Source organism: Staphylococcus pettenkoferi, assembly GCF_002902685.1.
GTDB classification, from domain to species: domain Bacteria; phylum Bacillota; class Bacilli; order Staphylococcales; family Staphylococcaceae; genus Staphylococcus; species Staphylococcus pettenkoferi.
Genome location: NZ_PPRN01000013.1, coordinates 15,335 through 40,421, shown reverse-complemented (window position 1 = coordinate 40,421; position 25,087 = coordinate 15,335). Strand labels below are relative to the sequence as shown.

The 25,087-nt window shown below is 39.2% G+C and carries 19 protein-coding genes and 1 pseudogene; 9 read left to right on the top strand and 11 right to left on the bottom strand.

Features of this window, described 5'->3' with window-relative positions:
• Positions 1-10: 10 nt before the first annotated feature.
• Positions 11-658, bottom strand: coding sequence for an HlyD family secretion protein (locus tag CD126_RS02610; protein WP_049406263.1), 648 nt, complete (start codon positions 656-658; stop codon positions 11-13).
• A 127-nt stretch (positions 659-785) separates the two neighbouring features.
• On the opposite strand from CD126_RS02610, the gene CD126_RS02605 reads away from it, so the two are divergent.
• Positions 786-1,337 carry a TetR/AcrR family transcriptional regulator gene (locus CD126_RS02605; RefSeq protein ID WP_049406262.1) on the top strand — a complete coding sequence of 184 codons (552 nt, stop codon included), beginning with the start codon at positions 786-788 and terminating at the stop codon, positions 1,335-1,337.
• Between the two features lie 546 nt (positions 1,338-1,883).
• On the opposite strand, the gene CD126_RS02600 is transcribed toward CD126_RS02605, so the two are convergent.
• The 3 genes from CD126_RS02600 to CD126_RS02590 all read right to left on the bottom strand — a co-directional run bounded on the left by CD126_RS02600 (position 1,884) and on the right by CD126_RS02590 (position 5,693).
• Positions 1,884-2,816 (bottom strand): ABC transporter substrate-binding protein, encoded by a 933-nt coding sequence (locus CD126_RS02600; protein WP_049406259.1) that lies wholly within the window; start codon positions 2,814-2,816, stop codon positions 1,884-1,886.
• Positions 2,817-2,962: 146 nt separating this feature from the next.
• A complete protein-coding gene (locus CD126_RS02595) occupies positions 2,963-4,162 on the bottom strand; it encodes a putative multidrug effflux MFS transporter TcaB (RefSeq protein WP_103369983.1) in 1,200 nt (399 codons plus the stop codon).
• A 139-nt stretch (positions 4,163-4,301) separates the two neighbouring features.
• Entirely contained in the window at positions 4,302-5,693 is a 1,392-nt protein-coding gene (locus tag CD126_RS02590) for a membrane-associated protein TcaA (RefSeq protein ID WP_232620125.1), read from the bottom strand.
• Between the two features lie 346 nt (positions 5,694-6,039).
• Between CD126_RS02590 and CD126_RS02585 the strand changes: the two genes are divergently transcribed.
• On the top strand, positions 6,040-8,532 hold the full coding sequence (locus CD126_RS02585; protein WP_049406253.1) for an MMPL family transporter: 2,493 nt from the start codon (positions 6,040-6,042) through the stop codon (positions 8,530-8,532).
• 120 nt (positions 8,533-8,652) lie between these two features.
• On the opposite strand, the gene CD126_RS02580 is transcribed toward CD126_RS02585, so the two are convergent.
• The 3 genes from CD126_RS02580 to CD126_RS02570 form a co-directional block, all read right to left on the bottom strand.
• A complete protein-coding gene (locus CD126_RS02580) occupies positions 8,653-9,015 on the bottom strand; it encodes a hypothetical protein (protein ID WP_103369982.1) in 363 nt (120 codons plus the stop codon).
• 282 nt (positions 9,016-9,297) lie between these two features.
• Positions 9,298-10,299 carry a biotin synthase BioB gene (gene bioB / locus CD126_RS02575; RefSeq protein ID WP_002472181.1) on the bottom strand — a complete coding sequence of 334 codons (1,002 nt, stop codon included), beginning with the start codon at positions 10,297-10,299 and terminating at the stop codon, positions 9,298-9,300.
• Positions 10,300-10,493: 194 nt separating this feature from the next.
• Positions 10,494-11,390, bottom strand: a complete 897-nt coding sequence (locus CD126_RS02570; RefSeq protein ID WP_240626084.1) for a YdcF family protein — start codon at positions 11,388-11,390, stop codon at positions 10,494-10,496.
• A 492-nt stretch (positions 11,391-11,882) separates the two neighbouring features.
• Between CD126_RS02570 and CD126_RS02565 the strand changes: the two genes are divergently transcribed.
• Positions 11,883-12,338, top strand: a complete 456-nt coding sequence (locus tag CD126_RS02565) for a MarR family transcriptional regulator TcaR (protein ID WP_049406248.1) — start codon at positions 11,883-11,885, stop codon at positions 12,336-12,338.
• 924 nt (positions 12,339-13,262) lie between these two features.
• On the opposite strand, the gene CD126_RS02560 is transcribed toward CD126_RS02565, so the two are convergent.
• Positions 13,263-13,931 carry an ABC transporter ATP-binding protein gene (locus CD126_RS02560; RefSeq protein WP_002472132.1) on the bottom strand — a complete coding sequence of 223 codons (669 nt, stop codon included), beginning with the start codon at positions 13,929-13,931 and terminating at the stop codon, positions 13,263-13,265.
• Positions 13,931-14,989: an ABC transporter permease gene (locus CD126_RS02555; RefSeq protein WP_103369980.1), complete on the bottom strand. Its 1,059-nt coding sequence runs from the start codon at positions 14,987-14,989 to the stop codon at positions 13,931-13,933. Before CD126_RS02555 ends, CD126_RS02560 begins: the two co-directional genes overlap by 1 nt.
• Positions 14,990-15,243: 254 nt before the next feature.
• Between CD126_RS02555 and CD126_RS02550 the strand changes: the two genes are divergently transcribed.
• Entirely contained in the window at positions 15,244-15,921 is a 678-nt protein-coding gene (locus CD126_RS02550) for a response regulator transcription factor (protein WP_049406245.1), read from the top strand.
• A complete protein-coding gene (locus CD126_RS02545) occupies positions 15,914-17,290 on the top strand; it encodes a HAMP domain-containing sensor histidine kinase (RefSeq protein ID WP_049406242.1) in 1,377 nt (458 codons plus the stop codon). The genes CD126_RS02550 and CD126_RS02545 overlap by 8 nt, the downstream gene beginning before the upstream one ends.
• A gap of 922 nt (positions 17,291-18,212) precedes the next feature.
• On the opposite strand, the gene mqo is transcribed toward CD126_RS02545, so the two are convergent.
• Positions 18,213-19,694 carry a malate dehydrogenase (quinone) gene (mqo, locus tag CD126_RS02540; protein ID WP_002472133.1) on the bottom strand — a complete coding sequence of 494 codons (1,482 nt, stop codon included), beginning with the start codon at positions 19,692-19,694 and terminating at the stop codon, positions 18,213-18,215.
• A gap of 360 nt (positions 19,695-20,054) precedes the next feature.
• Here mqo and CD126_RS02535 point away from each other — a divergent pair, with 360 nt between their 5' ends.
• Positions 20,055-21,203 carry a glycosyltransferase family 4 protein gene (locus tag CD126_RS02535; protein WP_049406240.1) on the top strand — a complete coding sequence of 383 codons (1,149 nt, stop codon included), beginning with the start codon at positions 20,055-20,057 and terminating at the stop codon, positions 21,201-21,203.
• 431 nt (positions 21,204-21,634) lie between these two features.
• Positions 21,635-23,314, top strand: a complete 1,680-nt coding sequence (locus CD126_RS02530; RefSeq protein WP_103369979.1) for a CDP-glycerol glycerophosphotransferase family protein — start codon at positions 21,635-21,637, stop codon at positions 23,312-23,314.
• 78 nt (positions 23,315-23,392) lie between these two features.
• On the opposite strand, the gene CD126_RS02525 is transcribed toward CD126_RS02530, so the two are convergent.
• On the bottom strand, positions 23,393-23,914 hold the full coding sequence (locus tag CD126_RS02525) for a GNAT family N-acetyltransferase (RefSeq protein WP_103369978.1): 522 nt from the start codon (positions 23,912-23,914) through the stop codon (positions 23,393-23,395).
• 186 nt (positions 23,915-24,100) lie between these two features.
• On the opposite strand from CD126_RS02525, the gene tatA reads away from it, so the two are divergent.
• Both tatA and tatC read left to right on the top strand, forming a co-directional pair.
• Entirely contained in the window at positions 24,101-24,331 is a 231-nt protein-coding gene (tatA, locus tag CD126_RS02520) for a twin-arginine translocase TatA/TatE family subunit (RefSeq protein ID WP_049406235.1), read from the top strand.
• Between the two features lie 16 nt (positions 24,332-24,347).
• Positions 24,348-25,043, top strand: a pseudogene (gene tatC, locus CD126_RS02515) (twin-arginine translocase subunit TatC); the annotation flags it as partial.
• Positions 25,044-25,087: the final 44 nt, after the last annotated feature.

Genomic DNA, 25,087 nt, shown 5'->3' with positions numbered 1-25,087 from the left:
AAAGACCCCCTTAGTTTTTATGGATTTTAACTTCTGCGTTCATTCCTGGAACAATATTATTAGATGGTTTAGAATCTAATTTAATCTTAACTGGTACAACTTGCGTTACTTTCGTGTAGTTACCATCACTGTTTGATGAAGGCATCATTGAGAAGCTTGAAGCAGTAGCCTTACCTACTTGGTCGACTTTACCTTTCACTTTCGCTTTCTCACCATCGATAGAGATATCTACATCTTTACCTTCTTCAACATCTTTCACATCAGTTTCACCTACATTAGCTGTAACGTATAAATCATCTAAATTATATGCATAAGCAATTGGTGAACCCGCTTGAGCCATGCCACCTTTAGTCGCATCAGTCTTCACGATTGTGCCATCTTGCGGCATCTTGATATCCATATCATGTGATTCACCACTATCACTTTTCGCTGCGATAGATGCTACTTTATCACCTTTCTTAAGGCTATCATTCTCTTTTGCGTCAAGTGACTTAATTTCTCCAGATGCAGGCGCAGCAATCTTGATTTGCTTGCCGTCTACTTTGGCATTGTCAGTACTTACAAAGCTTGTCGCTTGATGGTAAAAGTGGAAACCAACGATACCAATAATGACAAGCACTACGATAGTAATGACATTAATCAATACCAATTTCTTCATATTACTTCCTCCTATTTGCTTTTAAAATTCACCTTATATATTATAGATAGGTGTATCCCAAAAAAACACCGACATCTTAAACAAATGTGTCGGGTAACATTAAAGTTGATAAAATATAGGTGATAAAATGAAGCAAAAGGCGAAACATAAGATTATCCACAACACTATAACTTTGCTCGAAGAATATCCTTTCGAAAGTATCACAATTAAGATGATTTGCGCCTATAGCCAAGTAAATCGTTCTACATTCTACGATTACTTCCTAGACAAATACGATCTATTACACTCAATCCAAAACTATCATTTACAAAAATACAAACGACTCTTAAATGCACTTTACCATTCCGTAGCTGAAGGTAAATCAAACCAAGACTGCATCTTTCAGTTCTTTAAAATTGTCCTACGCTACATCAAACGCAACTTGCGATTCTTTCATGCCATCCTGATTAAATTTCCTAACCGCTCACTGTTCCAAGAATATATCGCTGCTACTCGAGAAACATACGAACTCATACTCGACAACTACAGCAACCGCATCATCAACAAAAAACATTTCGTGACCTACTCACTCGGCGGTCAAATGGGCGTCATTTACTTCTGGATACGAGAAGGTTGTCAAGAACCCTACGAACAACTCGCCCAAATCCTACTCGCAAATACTGTTAAATTGCAGCGATGAGGTAGATAGCCTTCCCGCACATGGTAAAAAGGCTTGAGAATCACTCCCAAGCCTTTAAACTATTGATCATCTATACAGATATAAAATTTGAAACATTAGTCATTTTTCAATGTTATAACTTTCGCTTGCTTATGGGACCACACTCAACTAATTCTTTTCGCTCAAAGAGCTTAAAGAATGGATTTTCGTTGTGGTCTAGCTCCATCAAGCGTCTCAAGTCTACATTGAAAAATTTACTTATAATCCCTAATATATGTATATAAATATTTAGAAAGCACTAAGATATATGGCTGACCAAAACATCTTAGTGCTTATTATTATTGTTTTAAACTTTTATTTGAGCGCTCGCGATAGCTGACTGAATTTGAGAAGGCTTTTCGCTTTCTCAAACTCTAGTCATCCTCGCGGGGGAAGCACTACGAAATCATAGATTTCTGTGCTTCTCCCCTAAGAACTCGAGCCGTTGCTCCCACCCCAATACGCAGTATTGCTAATTAGTAGAAGATATTATGTTCTTACGAACATCAATTAGTAAGAAACATCATATTACTTCTCCATCATCTTATCCTTCAGCTCATCGATCATTTGATTCGCCGACAACACACCACCAGACGTATTCCACACATCATCACTTACCTTATACACATGTCCCTTCTTAGACGCATTTAACTTCTTAAACTCAGGATCATTCAGCCAATCCTTCTCAAGCTGAGTCACCTTCTTATCACCATCCTGATAAGTGAAATAGAACAGATAGTCGCCATCCATCGCTTTAATTCGCTCTTTAGACAACCCTTTCTCAACGAAGTCATTCTTATCCTGACCTTCAGGACGCTTCACACCTAACTCCTTCAAGATCTGACCACTAAACGTCTTCTGATGATAAATTCTCACATCACCCGGCATAAAACGAACCATCGATACCGTTTGATTCTTCTTGTCACCCAATTCATCACTGACTTTCTTCACATGATCATCATAATCCTTAAGCACTTCTTTACCTTTGTCTTCTTTATTAATTGCTTTCGCATACAATTTAAAGTTGTCTTTCCAGTCACCACGTAATTCTTTAGAGAAGACCGTTGGCGCAATCTTAGATAATTTCTTATACTGCGCTTCATCTCTAAACTTATTACCGATAATTAAATCCGGTTTCAACTTCGCAATTTCTTCCATATTAATCTTAAGCTCGTCCCCTACAGGCTTAATACCATCGAACTTATCTTTCAAGTGCGGATACCAAGGGTCGCCATTAGATGAGTTGACCGCACCGACAGGTTTCACACCCATTGCGACAAGCGCTTCAGTTCCTTCATGCGTTAACACCACGATTCGTTTAGGATGTTTCGGCACTTCAGTCGTACCCATCGCATGTTTCACTTCATGCTTGTCTCCCTTTGAACTACTATCTTTACCGCCATTTCCACATGCCGAGAGCACCAGGATAAAAGCAATTAGAATAGGTATAATCTTTTTCATTCCATTCCCTCATTTCATTTAATTTCACCAATTGCGCGACAATTGATACTTATTCTCAATTATACGTAATTGATAACGGTTGTCAATTATACCTTTAATTCTATTTAATTTTTATAAAACGTGAATGGCTCCTCTTTTACGCAAAGTCAGATATTTCGACTGCGAAAGACACGTACGAATAAAAGTTGAAGTACGACTAATATCACGCCTGTAACAATAATAATGATGAGATACGGCTCACTGTGCGTCTCGCCCTTCAAACCAACTAATGGGGTTACGATGCCTCCAAAGAGATACTGAACCAGACCCAACAAACTCGACGCACTACCACGCGCACGTTTTACCTCACCCATCGCGATTGTAAATGAGAGGGTTGCCACAGCAGGCACAGGAGATACTAAGATAACGAATCCAACAATAAGTAACAGAATGTGCCAGTGTGCAATAAGGATGGTACTGACCCCAACAATACCTACAAGTTGTATGAGCGTGAGAATACGTAATAATCGTTCTTCGCTAATATAAACCACTAGTTTGCTCGTGAGTTGTGTCACTACAATTAATGTAATTCCGACAAAAGCGAACGCAAGACTAAACTGTAAAGGAGATAAACTATAGATTGCTTGCGTAATAAATGAAGAAGCTGAAATATAACTAAATAATAGTACGAACGTAAATCCTTGAATCAACATCGGAATTAAGAATCGAGGTTGTGCTAATAATTGCCCGAAACTTACAAAGATGCTTTTCAAAGCTAAAGGCTCGCGCTGTTCCACCTCAAGCGTTTCACCTACTTGCATATAACTGCCAAGTGTTAAACAAACACCGAAGACGACAAGCACCATGAAGACGACCTGCCAATGTGCAACTGTGATGATAACGCCACCTAATGCAGGTGCAATGACTGGTGCAACACCATTGACGAGCATCAACATCGACATAAATTGTGTTAGCGCTTGACCTTGATACAAATCACTCGCTATAGATCGTGATAGTACCGCACCGGCACCACCACAGAGCCCTTGGATGAAGCGCAAACCTATCATCACCCAAATATTTGGCGCAAACACGATACCTAAACTCGCTACCGTAAAGACAAGCATGCCTATCGTTAAGGGACGACGTCGACCATACGTATCTGACAACGGACCGACAAATAGGTTACCTAATGCGAGCCCCACCATAAAGAGTCCGAGTGTAAGTTGTGCACTACTCGCAGATGTATTGAAATCACGCTGAACTTCAGGCAGTCCAGGTAGAAACATATCAATCGACATAGCACCGATTGCAGTCAGTGCACCTAGAATAATGATATAAAGCACTTGGCTCCCTTTCTTAGACTGCATACGCTCATCTCCTCAAGTAAAGAATATTGTTACCATTATAGCGCTAATCTTTCGCGCTTGAAACCTTTCTACCTATATAAAAAGACCTCACTCTTAGCACTTTAACTTTGTTATTAAGCACTATTTCAGAGTGAGATCATTAATCTGAGCTTTTCACAATTTGTAAATCCTCGTCATTACTATTGCCTTCAAGTTCATAATCGACCTGACCATACGTGCCATCAGTCTTACGCTCATTTGTAGTGACGTAAAATGTATGACCTTTCTTAATGACATCTAGAATTTGAGGTTGTTCCGCATTGATTGTTGCGTCACTTTCAATTACGTGTCGTGTCGATTTGTAATTCGTAGAGTCTTTCTTTAAATACTGGGAGACCAGCCCAAAATCATTTTGGGCGGTCGCCATATTAAAAGCATTTACATAGTTAAAGAAGAAACGGGATAATTTATCTTTGAAACTACTTTCTTCTTTCTCTTTCTTCTCTACGTATTTCTCAATCGCATCATTATCGAACTTCAATGAAACTGAAGTGTGCGGCTTCATATTGTCCGTCTTCACTGTTGTTTCGTTCGTCTTAAATGTTTTCTTCTTCGCTTGACCTTCAGCCGATACTTTTACCTCTTGAGATTGAGGGAATGGACCATAAGCCTGTCCTTTCTTATAATCATAAGTTTGGTCATTGATATGAATCTTGATTGAACTTGTATTCAGTTGACTCGCACCCTCAAGTTTCGGTTCAATGTACGCTTCATTGAAATCTTCCGAGACGTTGACCGTCTCTTTATTACTATCGTCGAAACTAAATTTCAAACGGCCGTGGAATTGCCCTGTTTCTGTCTGTTTCTTCGCATCGATTTCATAATCACCAGGGATAAAACGACCGAGGGAGGTCGATTTATTTTTATCCGCTTCTACTGTCTTCTGTTGATCATTCGCTTTGAACTTGTATGTCGCATCCATCTTCGGCTTCACAATCGCTTCTTTCGATGGTGCTGTGAAGTTCATGTTATCGAAGAAGAGATAGCGACGACCATTTTTCGTAATTTGAAGTAAATCATCACCATTTTTCGAAGTGACGTGATCTTTAATTCGATTATCACTGTGATTAAGGTCGGAAATCTTTTGATTCACTTCAGATTTAAATTTCTTCATGCCGACATTCTTTTTAATATACTTTATGTAAGCGTCAGCTTGCGCTCCGTCAACTTTATTGTCTTTCGTACTGAGTATCGTCGACAACTTCTGCGTATCATTATTATCAATCGCGTTAATCAAGAGATTGCTTTGCGACTCCGGTGAATTAAAGTTACGCAGTAGAAAGAATAGGATGATTAAGAGTATGACGATAAAGCCTGCAATGCCCCACGGTACAATCTTGCGCACCTTAATATTCGCTTTCTTACGCGTTTCTCCCTTAGACTGCTGATTCATCTCATAGTTACAGTGTGGACATCGGTCGGCATCTTTCGGCACCTCTTGCCCACATTTCGGACACTGTCGCATCTCATCACCTCTATTTCTTTTCGACATATTATTTCATCATTTTAACATATAAAACATTGATTCAACACAAATGATCTATTCGTCGTGACTTGTTTTAATTATATTCTTAATAGAGTCATTTCTCATTTAATTTTATCATCTGTCTTCACTCTCGCTATTTTTAAAAGCAAGTAGCTCTCCACTTTCTATTATAATGCGATTTCGCGTGCGTGAATATACATATTTGGTCCTAGATAATGATTCAATATTACATCATGTTAGTTTAAAACGCTATTCGGTTATAGTTTAATATGTATATTTTAAAATATTAGTTGACTACTATCAACTACTGTAGTATATTTACAATGTTCATTTTAAACATAAGGAGGATATTATGAAGACGATACTGAAATTCAGATGGCTAATTTCAATTATCGTAATTATCGCAGTGGCTTGTGCGATACTCTTCGCTCCTAACCTATCCAAACTCGCAAGTGACAACGGGAACATCGTACCTCCTAAAGATACGACGTCTCAACAATACACCGAGAAACTCAAGGACGTAGGTGCGGATTCTAAAAGTATCAGTGCAGTCATTGAAATCGATAAGAAACTCGATAATGACAGCAAGAAAGACATAAAGAAATATATAGATAAGATTGAAGATACGAAAGGTGTTAAAGACACAATTTCACCTTTCCAGAATAAAGACGTAGAAGACAAACTCGTCTCTAAAGATAAGAAAGCCGTGATGATTCCAATCGACACGGACAACGATCGTAATAAAACGTTAGATGCTGCGAAAGATATCAAACACCTAGATAATAACTTCAAAGGCACATACGTGACAGGCAATGACATTATTTTCGATGACATCAATAAGAGCGTTGACGACGGCTTGAAGACGACTGAAATTGTAACGTTCGTTCTCATTCTCGTCATCTTATTCTTAGTCTTCCGCTCAGTGGTAACGCCTTTCGTGCCGCTTGTACTCATCGGATTGTCTTATGCTTTCTCACAAGGTATCTTAGCGTTGCTCGTGAAATACGCTGATTTCCCAGTTTCAATCTACATTCAACCGTTCTTGGTAGCATTACTATTCGGTATCGGAACCGATTACTGTATCCTGCTACTCAACCGGTATAAAGAGGAATTGGGTAAAGATCAATCCAACTTCGATGCAGTCTACCATACGTTTAAAAATGGCGGACGTACAATACTGATTTGTGCGATTACTGTACTCGTTGGATTTGCGGCACTGTTCTTCGTGAGATTCGAGCTCTTCCGTTCAGCTGTCGGTATCGCTGTCGGTGTGCTCTGTATGATGATCATACTCTTTACTTTATTGCCAACGATTCTCATGTTGCTCGGCGGTAAAGTATTCTGGCCAAGTAAACAAGCAAGTTCACACAAAGATAGTAAACTCTGGGGCAAACTCGGTCATTTTACATCTGGCAAACCATTCTTAGCATTAGTTATCGTACTCATCATCATGGTGCCGATCATCATCTTTGCACCTAACAAAATTACGTACGACAATACGAACGAAATTAGTGATGACTATGGTTCTATCAAAGCCATCAATATTATTAAAGATAAGTTCTCTGAAGGCCAAGCGTTCCCAGTACAAATTGCTATTAAAGACGACGATAAATTGACAACGAAGAAAGGTATCAACGATTTAGAAGCCCTTTCTCAGTCTATTGAAAAGGTTAAAGGCGTGGACAAAGTCAACACAATCACACGTCCAACTGGTGAACCGATCAAACAGCTTAAAGCAACTTATCAACTGAACGAAATGCAGAAGAAGATTGATGATGCTAATAACGGCTTAGGTGAAGTGAATGATGGACTTGGTCAAATGAACTCCCAAGTTTCACCACTGACTGATAGCCAGAAAGTTCAAGGCTTGATGATGCAAGGTAGTCAAGCACCTCAACAAGCGAATCAGAAAGTGACGCAACAAGCTGGCCAAATGTCTAAAGGACTTCAACAATCACAACAAGGTATTTCTCAAGTTCAAGACGGTCAGAAGAAACTTCAGAAACGCTTGAAAGACATGTCTAAAGACGACGGCATCAACAAGTCAGGCATGTATATTACGGATGATATGTTGAAGAATGATAAGATTAAAGACTCAATCGATCAATACAGTGATGGTAACGGTAAAGTGCTCTTACTCAACGTTGAGCTTTCCGACGATCCATTCTCTAAGAAAGCGATGAACACTGTCGACTCAATTCACCACACTGTAGACAATCAAGTGAAAGATACGTCATTCAAAGATAGTACAATTGAATACGGTGGTAAATCATCAGAGAATAACGACTTACAAACTACGATTGATAACGATATGACGAAAGCAATCGTGCTCATTACGATCTTCCTATTTATCGTGCTATTGATCTTTGAACGTTCAATCATCATGCCACTGTACATGATTGCATCTATCTTAATCACTTACTATGCTTCTATCGGTATTGCGAACCTCATCTTCGACAATATCTTAGGCATGGGTGGACTGTTACTCGTGGTGCCATTCTTCAGCTTCGTCGTTCTGATGGCACTCGGTGTCGACTACGCCATCTTCCTAGTGAACCGCTTCGGCGAGGAAGTGAAAGGTGGCAAAGATATTCACGACGCACTGCTCACTGCTATGCGTAAAATGGGTGTCGTGATCATGACAGCTTGTATCATTCTTATCGGTACCGTTGCAGCCCTCTACACATCAGGCGCAATGACATTGATGGAAATCGCAACTGTCGTTATCCTTGGACTACTCATTTACAACATCTTTATGCTACCACTCTTTATTCCAGCCGTAGCGAAATCATTCGGTAAAGGTAACTGGTGGCCATTCAAATCTCCTTTTGATAAAAGAGATTAATTCAATACAAAACGCACGCAACTTTTAAGATTGCGTGCGTTTTCTCTAGTGATAGTCAACCTTGCGGGGGTGAGACTACGAAATCAAGTCGATTTCTGTCTCACTCCCGTTTTCTTTTGGTTATTTTTCTTGTTTCTTCAATACAATTTTTTCATCACCACTGCTACCAGATTTATCTTTTAAGATAAGCTTTTTACCTTTGACTTTATAACTCATTTTCATTTCAACATTACCTTTTTTATCCTTAAAGGTCATCGTCTTTTTCTTTTTATCTATTTCCCCTTTATAATTGAGATCTTCCTCTTCTTCCTCCATCCACTCATTCAACTCATCATCTCCAGTATCATAATTAATTTGAGCAGTTTCCGCATCATCATCTGCTCTAAGTGTGAGTTCTTCGTTCTTGTATGTACCATCAACTTTGTTGCCACATGCGGCAAGCAGAATCATCAAGCCGAGACATACAACAATTAATCTTTTCATAAATACAACACCTCAAATAAGTTTATTAAACAAGCACATTCTAACTATCTATATTTCAATCAATCTATGTACCGTTGAAATATATTGTCTAATTACTTGTTTCTAAACACAATTATAGAGATGCACACAGACATTTATTGTCCACTTCGTCGTAAAAAACAAAATATTATAAAAAAGCCGATAGCAATTGAGACATGCAAGCAATACAATCCTTCATATTCACTGCATATCATCAATCTATCGGCTTCTCACTTATCTGAGGCTTTTATCAATATTCTATTATTAGACTGTTAAATTCTCTTTAACCGGCGTAGGTTCTGCATTATTCTTATCAATTTCAAATCCTAAGTCTTCAATCATCTTGAAATCCATTTGGTTCGGTTGTCCACCTGTGATCAAGTAGTCCCCTACAAAGATGGAGTTTGCAGCTTTCAACGCCAACGGTTGAAGTGAACGTAAATTAATCTCACGACCACCCGCGATACGAATTTCCTTCGTTGGATTAATCAATCTGAATAAAGATACGATACGTAGACATTTCATCGGTGTAAGCTCATCTTTATCACCAAATTTCGTGCCTTTAATCGGATGGAGGAAGTTAATCGGAATACTGTCCGCATCCATTTCTTTTAACGCGAAAGCCATATCCAAGATATCTTGGTTAGACTCGCCCATTCCGCAAATCACTCCAGAACATGGTGAAATGTTGTTCTCTTTCATAATCTCAATCGTATTGGTTCTGTCTTGATATGTATGCGTCGTCACCACATTGCCATGATAATTCTCACTCGTATTAATATTGTGGTTGTAACGATCCACACCAGCATCTTTCAATTGCTTCGCTTGCTTCTCATTCGCTAAACCAAGGCAGGCACACAGACGTAACTGAGGGTGTTTCGCTTTGATTTGTTCCACCGTCTCACTGATGTGCGTCACCTCTTTATCACTTGGGCCACGACCACTCATCACGATACAGTAAGTACCGATATTATGTTCACTCGCTACATCCGCACCGTTCATAATCTCCTCTTGCGAAATCAAGCTATAACGCGTCTTCTGCTTCATTTCACGAGACTGACCACAGTAGCCACAATCTTCAGGACAAATTCCACTTTTCGCATTGAGAATCATGTTAAGCTTAACCTTTTTCCCATAAAAATGCTTACGTAATTTATATGCTTCATTCAACAAGAGCAACGTATCGATGGATTCATCTTCGTAAATATGTAAGAATTCATCTTTCGAAATAGCTTCCCCTTGTAAGATTCTTTCAGCTAATTCCATAGAAAAAACTCCTATTCTTAATATTAGAATATACCCGTATGTAACAACTTACTACTTCTATATCATAGCGCTTTCTCTAATTAATGTAAACTTTCAATTTATAAAAGTTTACAAATAGAACGACCCTTTTACTCGTCAAGAGCGTATTAAAAAAGCGTTATTACAACTGAAATCAAGTCGTAATAACACTCGAACTAATGCGGAATAAACCACATCGCAATGATACTGCTGAAGAATAGTACCGCAAAGTAAATCGTCAATAATAAACGATATTGGTACATGATTGCGAGAAAGTCACGCACAAGCTGGATATGGAGGAAAGATAACGGCGAAGCACTGCCCACCCCTTCCATCTTAAGATTTAGTTTCTGTCCAAAGCGTAACGCTCGCATAATGTGGAAATGACTCGTGATACAAACGATATGGCTATTGAGAAAACCTAAATCTGCGAGCACTGTTTGAGAAGAAGCAATATTCTCAAATGTACTCGTCGATGCGGATTCAAGATAAATCAACTCGCGTGGTACACCTTTAGCAATAAGATACCGCTGCATCGCCAAAGCTTCAGGTATCGGCTCATCTGGCCCTTGACCTCCACTAACCAGAATCGGCGTCTGAGGCTGTCGTCTCCATAACGCTAACGTCTTGTCCAAACGTGACGCAAGCATCGGTGTCACCTGTTCAGTATAGATGCCTGCCCCAAGCACGAGAAAGATATCTGCAGGTCGAACGCTCGCATTTTTATCATGATAGGCTGAGACCATAGCCGCGAAACAACTCAACGCATACAACGCACTGAGCCCTATCGCCGACAACCATGCAAAGATCGCATTCAACCCTATGGGCATCGTGCTGATATAACGCGTCGCAACTGTGAACAGCACCGCCCATCCCACGATGCGATACAATCTCGCGTAGAACCTTAATCCCACTGCTTGATTGTTGAGCGACCGATGTTTAACATGTAACAATACCACTTGAGCCAAGAGTAAAATGATAAGGTCAAACGGCACCGTCTGAGTAATCACATGATATAGAATTACGGCAAAGCCCAGACAAACATGTAAAATATAAACATTTAACTGAATCACCTGGCTGATACCGAAATAAATAGCCAGAAATATGGTGAAACTTATCACGCATAACAAAATCGGTAGAAATATCATGGTGCACCTCACTGCCTTACGTACATTTTATTAAAAGTTGAAAACAAATCTACGTTATTAAATCTAGAAGTACCTTAATGGGTTAAAAATTTAAGTATGGAACCGCATAGTAATATCAAGAAACTTACATACACGTTTTCCCTCAACATTGAGCTGAAAAGCACTCGAAAACAACTCTTTGTATGAGTGCAATGATAGACAAATATGCGACACTTAACCGTATAGATGCAATATATCAAAACTATGCACATAAACTATAGATAGATTCTTTCAACTTATACATTTTATTGATACTATAAAAGTAATATCAACTTCTTAATTGGCTTAATTATAGCAGTTTCTTTAATATTTTGTAAGAAGGTCTCATAGAGACAACCAATAGAAGTTTAACTAATTTCGTCTTTCAGAGGTGCAACTATGGTCAAAAATTTACGTAATCACATAGATTTTATGGGTCAATTTCTCGACGATACCAACCGTTTATTAACACAATTACTTAAAGATATGAGGGCTTCTTACAACATTTCTAAAGAACAAGAAGAAGTCATAATGATACTGCACAACGAAGAAGCCTTAACCCTCTCACAAATCACCGAACGCCAAGGAGTCCATAAAGCTGCCGTTAGCCGACGTATCAAAAAACTCATTCAAGCTGGCTTAGTACGTTGGGAACAATCAGAAGAACACACCGACCAGCGTTATAAATACATTACTTTGACCGACAAAGGCAATGAATATAGCGAAAAGTCACGTAACGTCATCAGTGATATCGTCGGACAATTATTAAGCGACCTCGATGGTGAAGAAATAGATCTAGCACGCACCGTATTAGAAAAAATTGATAAACGCTTAAAACATTATTTGAATAACTGATACGAGTTTGTTTGCAATGTTTTGACTTCGCTTGCCTTCTTCATCCCTATTCTTTACAAATCAAAGTTTTTATCTTTAATTCGTAACATTTTGATATAGAATCAGACAAAGGCGCATTATCTCTTTTTTATTTGTTTGACCATTTGTAATTATAGAGATAATTGCGCCATTGTTATATTAAAGACAAAAAATTGGGCTGGGAAGTAAATCCATGTTTACTTCGTCAGTCCAATTTATTATAAAACTACAAACACTCCATCAAATCAATTTAAATTTTTCATCTACACTTCTCTACGTAATATAGCCTTAACATGGCCCACTCTCTCCCTTGAAACACTAAATTAAAAAAACAAAACAGTAGTGGATGTAGTGATTATGATGAGCAAAAATTAGAAGTATATCATTTAATTCTGCGTACCATGCAATACAAGTAAAAGGAGATGGCTGACTCTTGAGGGATCAAGGACGCAGCGAAAATCCAGTAATGATGCGCAACAAGCATCATTACTTAGTTAAGCGCGTCCCCCTAAGAAAGCATGCCATCTCCCAATACGCACTATTGCAAGTTAGTACTATACACTATATTCCTCGAAACTCTAATTTAAACCTAAAACAAAACAGTAGTGGATGTGGTGATTATGATGAACAAAATTAGAAGTATATCGCTTAATTCAACGTCCTATGCAATACAAGTAAAGGTGGGAGTAGGCGAGACTCTTGAGGGATTTAAGGACACAGCGAAAATCCAGTAATGATACGCAAAGCGTGTCATAACTTAGTTGAGCGTGGCCCCCTAAGAACGCGAGCCGTTTCTCCCACTCAATACGAAGTATTGCAAATTAGGAACAAACTCTTTATTCCTACGAACACAAAAATACCCGCAGATGATACCACCATCCACGGGCACATTTTACCAATCACACATCACTTATCACTAACCAACTGACCATCCTCAAGATAAATCACACGATCCGCATAATCAAACAAACGCTGATCATGCGTAATCATAATCCCAACCATATCCATATCATGAATATAATCACGAATCATCTCAACCACATCCGTCGCACGGCTCGCATCCAAGCTCGCAGTCGGCTCATCCGCAAGAATAATCTTCGGATGATTCATAAACGCACGCATAATCGCCACACGCTGCTTCTCACCACCAGAAAGACTATTCGGATACACTTTCAAGCGATGACTCAAACCAATCTCATCCAACAACTGACGCGCTCTCTTCTGAGCATCACCTTTAGACATGCCCGCTTCACGACCCACAGTAACCAACTGTTCCTCTACAGTGAGGTAAGGCACGAGATGAGACTCTTGGAAGATAAATCCAATCTCATGAAGTCTCACGGCACTCGCTTTAGAGCGATCAAATAGCGGTTGGTCATTGTATAAGATGTCTCCAGAAGACTGACTTAACAAGCCGCCAAGAATCGTTAGTAAAGTCGTCTTACCTGAACCTGACGCACCTGTGAGTACTACAAACTCGCCTTCCTTCACGTCAAAGTTTAAATCTTTCAATACTTGTGTTTCTGATTCACCTTGGCCGAAGTGTTTTTTTAAATGTTCAATTTGTAAACTCATTAATCTCCGCCTCCTATTGCTTCGATTGGATCAACTTTAAATAATTTGATAAATGACAGGATTGCTCCGATAAGTCCTACGATGATAAAGATGACTACAACTAAGATAATATTTGATGTTGCTAGGTGGAATGGCATGCTTACTGGCATGAAGAATGATAAGCCTAATACGAGTAAGAGCGCGATGACCACACCAATGATTGTAGTAATTAGAATTTGACTGACTAATGACATTAATAAATGTTTTGTCTTGATACCAATAGCTTTGAGAATACCAATTTGAGAGATCTTCTGAATTGTCATGACATAGAAGAATGCACTAAGCACAATCGCTGTGATGACAAATAAACTTACGATCATCATCGTTAATGGTGCTTGTTCAGCTTGGTAACTTGGTATTTCCCCGGTAATATCATCTTTACTATAGTTATTTACATCGTCGATTTGTTTCAAGTCATGTTTCTGTTTGCTAGATAAATCTTTGACTGGATAGAATGTTGCAGTGCCTTTCTCTGATGCGTGTTGGCTAAAGCCGTCGTTACTCATCATAACGATGGAGCTGTGTGAATACATCGTATCGTCAAGCACACCAACTACTTTGACTTTACTGCCATCCTTCAATTTCACAGTGTCACCTTTGTTAATGTCATCTGCTGTAAGTTTGTCGTTAACTGCAATTTCGTTCTTACCTGATGGATAATGTCCTTCTTTCAACTCAGGTTTCTCTTTTTTCACTGTGTTCATTAAGATAACGTCAGATTCGTCGTTACCTTGTTTCAATTTATCTGATGCGATTTTCATCGGTTTAGCTTTCGTAATATCTTCTATCTTTTGTTGTTGCTTACTGTTGAGCTGTGATGCTTCAAGTTGCGGTTGTTGCTTATCTTGCATGACATACTGTTCTGCTGACATGTTGTCGAGTAATGAGATGTTCTCTCTTCCTAGCCCTTTGGCTAATCCGCTGATAAATAAGACCATTAGGCCGAGTAATAATATGATTAACGTGATGAGGATAAATCTAAATTTATAGAACTTCATTTCTTTTAATGCGAGTTTCATCTTATCCTTCTCCTCCTATCGATTTCTTAATTTTAGTTTATGAGGTGAATGTGAACTGAAGATGAACTTAGGTAAAATTGATTCCAGTTATTTTAAAACCAAGTCGCATCTCGTTCGTAACCCCTATCGATTTCTCAACTTTAGTTTATGAGGTGAATGTGAACTGAAGATGAACTCAGGTGAAAATAATTCCATGCAAAAGTTGCTGTCTTCTTTTAAAATGAAGATAAAGACGAAAAGAAGGAGAACGTGATATGACGAAATGCCTAGTGGTAGATGACGATCCAAGAATCCTACACTATGTCGCAACCTACTTACAACGCGAAGGTCTCAAGGTCGTCTCTGAATCAAGCGGAGAGGCGGCACTAGACTATCTTGAAACAAACCAAGTAGATATCGCAATCGTCGATATCATGATGAACGGAATGGATGGCTTTGAACTCTGCGAAACGCTTAAAGCGGATTATGAAGATTTACCTGTAATCATGTTAACGGCGCGTGATGCATTAAGTGACAAAGAACGCGCTTTCCTTACAGGGACAGACGACTACGTAACGAAACCCTTTGAAGTCGAAGAACTCATGTTTCGTATACGCGCAGTATTACGACGCTATCAGAAAAATGCCGATACCGAGATTCAACTCGGCAACCTCACTTTAAATCAAGCGTATCTTGAAATTGCCGTCGACCAAAAGCGCATGAACCTTCCTAATAAAGAATTCACCCTACTCTTCTTGCTCGCATCTCAACCGAAACAAGTCTTCTCCAGAGAGTTGTTGATAGAGAAGATTTGGGGCTTTGATTACGAAGGTGATGAGCGTACCGTCGATGTTCATGTGAAGCGCTTGCGTAAACGCTTAGACAAACTCGGCGCAAATGTGATCATCAAGACGGTTCGAGGCTTAGGTTATAAGGTGGTGCAAGATGTTTAAATCATTATATAGTCGCATCGCGATTTACACGATTACTGTGATGCTTATTAGCGCATTGTTGAGCTTTCTACTGACGAACGTGTACTATCACGTCAAACTGAAGCCTTCCAATGACGCAAAGATCATGCAGACACTGAAACAAGCACGCAGCTATCAAGATACGTTAAGTGCTGAGCAGACCGACCATTATTTTAAACACCTCGGAGATATGAACTATCAAGTAATGACCGTCAACCAAAATGGTGACAAACACTATTACGGCGAAGGCTTTCGCAAAGACAATGTCAGCCAGAAAGATATTAATCATGTGTTAAGCGGTCGTGATTACCATGGTATTCGAGATTTGAGATATCATCCGTTTATCACTGGCTTTTTTGAAAACGTGACATCGAATACAGTAGGTGTGCAATTTACTACGGATAAAGAAAAACTTGCAGTATTCATGCGTCCTGACATCGGTAAGACGTTTAGTGAATTCAGAGTCTTCTTAGCGGTCTTACTCACGATACTGCTATTGATTTCTATTATCTTAGTCATTTCATCAACCTACTCTATCATCAAACCTGTGCAACAGTTGAAACAAGCGACCCAACAACTCATGCGCGGTCGTTTCGATGAACCGATTAAACAAACGAGACAAGACGAACTCGGAACTTTACAGCATCGTTTTGATAGCATGCGTTTGTCACTGAAACAGCTTGACGATATGCGCAGTCATTTCGTGCAGAATGTTTCACATGAAATCAAGACGCCACTCACGCACATTCATCAACAGCTCGGACAGTTGCAACAAGCTGAAACGAAAGAAGAGCGTGACTATCATATAGAAGAAATTCATCAAATCACTTCACAGTTGAGCAATTTAACGAAAGAACTATTGTTACTTGCTGAATTGGATAACGGCAACCATTTGACGTTTAATGATAACGTTAAGTTTAACGCGCTTATCACTGAGATTGTGCGTCATCATCAGTTTAGTGCAGATCAGAAAGACTTAGTGATCTTGACTGATTTGGAGGTTGTACAGTCTAAGGGTAATGAGCAGTTGTTGTATCAAGCGATTCAGAATTTGATGTCGAATGCGATTAAGTATTCTGAACGTGGTGGTATGATTGAGGTGACGTTGCGCCGTGATGTGGATCAGGTTGTGCTGTCGATTGAGGATGATGGGCAAGGTATTTCTGAGGAGGCTCAGGCGCGGTTGTTTGAGCGTTTTTATAAAATGAGTAGTGATGATACGAGTAATGGGCTTGGTTTGGCGATTGCGAAGACGATTGTTGAGCTGCATGGTGGTGTGATTGAGGTTGATAGTGCTGAAGGTGAAGGTACGATGTTTGTTGTGAAGTTGCCTGTGAATGATGTGAATTGAAGTTGATGAGGTATCTAGATATAAATTATTATCTTAATACTGACTTGATTTAACTTATTAGATTCTACTAATTTGCAATACTGCGTATTGGGGATGGCGACGCTTTCTTAGGGGGTCGCGCTCAACTAAGTAATGACACGCTTTGCGCATCATTACTGGATTTTCGCTGCGCCCTTAATCCCTCAAGAGTCGCGCCATCCCTTTTTACTTGTATTGCGATGTTTCGTTGATGAGCATAGTTTCATCTAATATTATTTAAAATAACTTTCAATCAACCTCATTACTCTCTCTGTTTGGTAGTCTGATTTGAATGTTATTGTTTCTTGTTAAATTAATACTACTCTATCATCAATACTTCTCTTTTTATTTTTGTGTTGAAAGAGAGTTTCGTTGAAGAAGGATATGATTTCTACTATGACTACCAATTGAATTAAAAACTGATATCTCACATAATTAGCTATTGATATATTACTGGAACGCTTCAAATTAATTTCAACACCCTTAAAAATATGATTAATGATAAAAAGTGAAATAGAGAAAATGGTAGAAAAATCCATCTTGCTTATTAAAGCAGGGTTTCCAGTTTGTAGATTAGCTAGAAACAATGTCTATTATTTTGAACTATTTATTTTACAATGTTTTCAATGTCGACTCGAGACGCTTGATGGAGCTAAACCACAACGAAAATCCATTACTAGAGCTGCGTAATGCAGATAAACTACTTTAAGAGACGCAGTAAAGATCTGAATTCATAAGGATTTCTACTCTTATGAATTCTAGCTCTTCTTGCGGGGGAAAGACCACGAAATCATAGATTTCTGTCTTTCTCCCAGCGAGAAACCACCTTCAAGAATTAATTGGTTCTCACAAACAAAGGGAAGCGCAATGGCACGACACCACTGCGCTTCCCTATTTCTATAGATTAATCAATTTTAAGATTTTTCTTCACGTCTTCATTAACTTTGTCGTAAAGCTCTTTGTTTTCGCTTAATTTTTGACCGAATGAAGGAATCATTTTCTTGATTTCTGGTTCCCATTTTGCGAAGTCATTTTTAAAGCAACGTTTAAGTAGGTCTAACATGATGTCTACGGCTGTTGATGCACCTGGTGACGCACCGAGTAATGCAGACAATGTACCGTCGTCTGAAGTCACAACTTCCGTACCGAATTGGAGGTTACCTTTGCTGTCTTCAGTATCTTTGATGACTTGTACACGTTGACCTGCGACTACAACTTCCCAATCTTCGCTCTTCGCATTTGGAACGAATTGGCGTAAGTCGTTCATACGTTCTTCGTCAGATAGCATTAATTGTGAAATTAAGTATTTCGTTAAGTTAAATTCTTTCACACCTGCGGATAACATAGTGATGATGTTATTTGGTTTCACTGATTTGAATAAGTCTAGGTTTGAACCTGTCTTCAAGAATTTAGGTGAGAAACCTGCGAACGGACCGAAGAGTAGTGAGCGTTTGCCGTCAATATAACGCGTGTCTAAGTGAGGCACTGACATTGGTGGCGCACCTACTGCAGCTTTACCGTATACTTTCGCGTTATGTTTTTTCGCAACTTCTTCTTTGTTACATACTAGGAAGATACCGCTAACTGGGAATCCACCGATATGTTTAGATTGTTTGATACCTGTGTTTTGTAATAGTTTAAGGCTCGCACCGCCTGCACCGATAAAGACGAAGTCAGATTCAATCACGTGTGTATCGTTTGTGTTCAAGTCTTTTACTTTAACTTTCCAAGTGCCGTTACGACGTTGGCTGAGGCTTTGGACTTCATGTTTAAAATGAAGGTCAACACCCTTCTTGTCACTTAAGTTACTGAATAATTTACGTGTTAACGCACCAAAGTTAACGTCTGTACCTGTCTTGTCATAAGTCATAGCCATTGGTACATGGGAAGTGCGTCCTTCCATCATAAGTGGTGCCCATTCAGCGATCTTCTCTTTATCATCTGTGATTTCCATATTGCTGAATAATGGACTTTCCTTGATTGTCTTCACACGACGTTTAAGGAAGTCGACATTGCGTACACCTTTAACGAAACTCATGTGTGGTACTGGGCGAATGAAGTTCTCAGGTGAAGAGAGTTCGCCGTTACTTACTAAGTGACTCCAAAATTGTTTAGAAATTTGGAATTGCTCGTTGATCTTAACTGCTTTCGTAATGTCGATTGAGCCATCTTTTTGTTCTTTCGTATAGTTCAACTCGCAAAGTGCTGAGTGTCCAGTCCCCGCGTTGTTCCATGCGTTTGAACTTTCTTCAGCTGGTTCGGATAAGCGTTCGAACATTTGAATTTCTTTCTCTGGAGCTAACTTTTTCAACAATGTACCTAATGTTGCGCTCATGATGCCGCCACCAATTAAGATGACGTCTGTTTTGCTATGTTTTGTAGCCATAACAAATACAGTCCCCCTTCTAAATATGTTTATAGAAACGTTGAGTTAATTGATGGCTCAAACGCGTTATTGAGCTACAACTTAACGATTTCTACAACTTGCCATTAGATGTGTAAGCACTTACATACTATGGCATAAATTTATTCATTTACACTTCTAATTATATACGTTATTGTCTCGTGAAAAAAGAGTCTAATGTAAATCTACGCAAAATATATGTTTAGCTATCTAATTTCGCCTCAGGTAAAAGACGACACGCTCGCGCTTTAACTGACTTTCATTCTCACTTATTCTATTTATTAACTATTTTGTGAACATGATATAATGGCAGTTAAGCACGAATCATTGGAGGAATAACTTGTGAAGTCGATTACGATACTCATGCATAATATTTTTGCGATGGGTGGTACGGTTAAAGCAGTGACCAACTTAGCTAATCAACTTGCTGAACGTGGTCATTCCGTACACATCATTTCCATATTTCAAGGTGCGCAACACCCGTATTTTACTATCCATCCCAACATCAAAGTCACATCACTCGTCAATTACAGATTACGTCCACAGAATATCACGTCTATTCTCTATAATCGTTTCCATAAATATTTCGGCATCGGTCAACCGCGTTGCATCTCTCAACATGAACCTGGGCGTCAACAGTTTAATCGTCATGTTGAACGTCGACTCATTAAAGCATTACAACGTGTTGATACTGATGTGCTTATTAGTACACGTGCAAGCTTTAACATTTTAACTGCACAATATGCACCTCAGTCTGTGGAGAAGATCGGCATGGAACATATGAACCTTGCAGCGTACCCTGACGCATACCAACGTGAGATGCTTGTAGCGTATCAGAATTTAGATAAATTAACTGTACTGACTTCGAAAGATCAAGTTGCTTATCAGGCAGAGCTAAACACAACGGTGTATGTCATCCCTAATATGATTGATGAACCCCGCCTTGATGTGCAACGTCAGAAGGTCATCGTTGCAGCTGGCCGTTTAGAGTATGAAAAAGGTTTCGATCTGCTCATCGAGAGTATTAATGAAGCGCAAGAGACGCTCCGAGAACACGGTTATCAAGTGCATATCTATGGTAATGGGCAAGAGAAAGATCATCTCAATGATTTGATTCACCAGTATCAACTCAATGATGTGATTCAACTTCGAGAACCAACATCCCAGTTAGCTCAAGTACTCGCCTCAAGTCAAATCACTGTCGTGCCATCACGTAATGAAGGATTTGGCATGGTGATTCTGGAAGCGATGAATCAAGGCAGTATCGTGCTAAGTTATGACGGAACAACGGGGCCGGCATCGCTGATTAACCATAAAGAGAATGGCTACCTTCTACCTTATGCCGACACACGCGCTTTAGCTAGACAACTTGAAGCAATCATACAACATCCTGAACAATGCGAATCCATCCGTGAACACGGCTTTAACACCGTCGAGAAATTTACACCAGATCAAGTCTATAAACAATTTAGCCAAATGATAGAAGATTGACAGGTGTCTAACTTTTATTTATTCAACAAATTATAAATGGAAGATTATACATTAGTATATAATTTAGCATTTAGAAAATGTTAATTACTATAGAGAGAAACTTAAGACCTTAAATGAGAATAGTGTATGAGATTAAAGAAACTTCTATTAGATTGTAATATAAAATAATTTTCAATGTGTACTCAAGACGCTTGAGGGAACACGGTCACAACGAAAATCCATTCTTTAAGCTCTTTGAGCGAAAAGAATTAGTTGAGTGTGGCCCCCTTAGCAAGCGAGAGTTTTAACATTGAAAATTAAATGTATTTTTATTGAATTATAGATTCTAATTTATGGATATCATACACCTCTTCTCCAGTAGGTCAAGCTTTAATGTCTTCCGAGAAGCGTGGTATGATGTAATAAATAACTTGTGAGTAGAGGGATAAATTATGATAAAACGTATCCAGTTAGATGATTGGTCAACTTTAGAGTCACAACTTGAAACATTGCAACAGAAATCGTACACACACTTTATCATTGAAGATTCACGTATCGAGATTGACGAGGATATGCTCGAAGCTGTGCAACTCCAACCTCAAACGATGATCGTGGATTATGCAGTCGATGGTGTGTACCTCAACGAGTCACAATGTTTCAGTACAGCACAAGGACACTTTAACGCTTGGATGAATAATAATAATCATTATCCTAACGTGATCTTTCATATCGAGACAGCCTTAGGCATCCTCAAAGATTATCATGTCGACCATTTATTCGACTTAGCTTTACTGAACTTACTCAATAGTGAGGCTGCAGTAGATAGCCATGTCGTCTTTAACTTTACTGATACCTTTACGACGAGCGCTGGCTTATGGGACATTATTCAAGAACACGATTACGAACCAACGACACAAATGTTACTTAACGTCTTGGCTTACGAACACCGTCATTCGTTACCTTATCGCAGTAAGCAAACTGAGGTGTCTGAAGATGTTCGCCCAGAGCATCAATGGTTACGACGCTTCGGGTTCAAGGCGCCCCACTTTTTATACAACATTAAACAACAACGTGCGTTGAAACAGTTTAAAAATGAAGCGTATATTTATGAAAAAGACACTTCGAAAGTGCAAGACCATATCGTTGTCCTAGGCCCTAATTACCAATTCCGTGGCAATACACGTTATTTATTCAACTATCTCGCAAAGCATAATTCGAAGACGCCCGTCTATTTCATCACGAAAGACGTTAAGGGCCCAAATTTCTTAACACCAGAAACGAAAGAAACGGTGAAGATGATTGAAAGTGCGAAAGTGGTTATTCTCGAAGATTTGATACCGAGCGATTTGCAGCCTAATGGGAAGATCATTCAACTATGGCATGGCACACCTATTCAAAGACGCTTCCTAGATCGTTACGACGCACTATCTATGAATCATCGTGAACGTGTAGTTCAATTCAACAAATGGCGGCAACAAGACTATCTCGTATGTGATACGGAGGCGAGTGAACCTTACTTTGAAACTGCATTTCCATCACAACACCTCGATTTCGTGACCTGTGGCTATCCACGTGTACGATATTTATTTGACAAAGTGACTGACAAGCCTTATTTATCCTTTATTCGCCAAGAACTTAAACTCGATTCCGACAAACCTACATTACTTTATGTCCCAAGTCGCCACACTGGCAAAGCTGATGATGCCTTGCTTCCAATCAGCGACGGCTTAGTCAATAAATATAACGTCATTTATCGTCCACATCCTGAGAGTGAAGGCCCTGATGAACTTGAACATGCTATTTCTGCACCAAACAACCTCGAAACGCAAGATTTAATACTTGTTGCTGATGTGGTGCTAACGGACTATGCTTCACTCATCTTTGACGCTTTAGCTACGGGTAAAACGGTCTGCCAATACACACCAAATCAAGATGAAATAGATAAGCATAGCGGTGTATACGATGATGTCATGCAATCACTTTCAACAGTACGTTATAGTGATGCGAAAGCATTGCATAATGATTTGATTAGTCATCAAATGACTGAGTTGAAATCCAATCCATACGTAAGTGAGACCAATCCGTCTTATGAACAAATTGGAATGTTAATTCAATCTATAATGAAACGTTAGATAATCACACGAAATATAAGTAAAAGCGGAGCTGAAATGACGTGCAATTTCAGTTCCGCTTCTCTTATCACTTATAACCTAATCCTCCAACACTTTCTCCATCACTAAATCATGGTCAACGACATCACCTGTTCGAAATTCGTGTGTACCTGTTTGTCGAAAGCCTTGACTTTGATAGAATTGCACAGCATAATCATTTTCTTCCCATACACCTAACCAGATCTTCGGTTTCTGCAATTCACGTGCCTTCTCTTCCGCAAAGCGAATAATTTCCTTACCACGGCCACCCTTTTGCGCATGTGGTAACAAATAAATACGATGAACTTCAAAGTAATCCTTGCCCATGGGTTCTGTCTGCGCTGTACCTATATTAAATTTAAAGTAACCCACGATGTCGCCATCCTCCATATAATAGTAGAACCACGACTCAGGATGCTCTAGCTCTCCAAGCAAGACCTCTTCACTCAAGCTCTCTTCGAAATAACGCTGAAAGTCTTCTTCTGTATAATACGCATCTTTAAATGTCTCTTTAAACGTGTATTGCGCCAGTTCACTTAACTGCGCTACGTCTGACTTCTTTACTGCAACAAATTCGCTCATTCTCAATCCCCTTACTTTCATAATATCCTTATTATACTCAAATTGGTGGGTCGCACAATATGAATAACGTTAATTTATTACCCACTTTGCGTAAAATTAATGACATTTCCCACATAAATATTGATAATATTTCTCAACTAGAATATAGTTAAAGAAAAAATACAAAACTGAAAAGAGGAAACTGCTATGGAAAATCTCTTCATCCTTGGCATGACAGGACCTACAAGCCTCGTCATTATTAGCATTATCGCGCTCATCATCTTTGGACCTAAGAAACTCCCTCAATTTGGCAAAGCAATTGGAGATACGTTACGTGAATTTAAATCTGCAACGAAGCACATCGATGACGAAGAAGAATCAGATTCATTAGAAACACCCAGTAGACCTTCCAAACAACAACGTAAATCATCCAAATAATTATACGTTATTCGAGCATTTCGATGAGTTGAGACGACGTTGTATCGCTATACTCACCTTCATTAGCATCGTGTTTGTAGGAAGTTACTTCACCTCACATTGGTGGTTATCATCGTTTATCCACCTCATTACACCGGGTAAGGTCTTCCTACATACCTTTAGCTACACTGAATTGATTCAACTCTATATCAAAGTCATCTTCTTTGTGAGCTTATGTATCAGTTCACCCTTTGTGTTCTATCAAATATGGCGCTTTATCGTCCCTGGACTGCGACAACACGAACGCAACTTCGTTTGGCGCTATAGTTTAGGGTCACTCATTCTATTTGTATGTGGTATCTTACTGAGTTACTTTCTCGTCTTTCCCTACATTATTCAGTGGTCCTACCGTTTAGCTGTCATGATGCATATTCAACCCGTGATAGGTATGCGACAATATTTAGTCGAACTCATCAGATGGTTACTGACCTTTGGCGTGCTGTTCCAAATACCTATCATCTTACACGGACTCGCTTACTTACAGATCTTTGATATCACTGAATATCGCCATTATCGGAAATATATTTACTTTATCAGCTTCGTCTTAGCAAGCGTCATCGCGCCACCAGATCTCATGCTTAACATCATCTTGACCTTGCCTATCGTCGTTTTATTTGAACTGAGTATGGTAATTGTACGTTGGACGCATCATAGACATACTTCACACAAATAACCAGTTATAGATGAGGAACTTTCCTTTCTATAACTGGTATATTT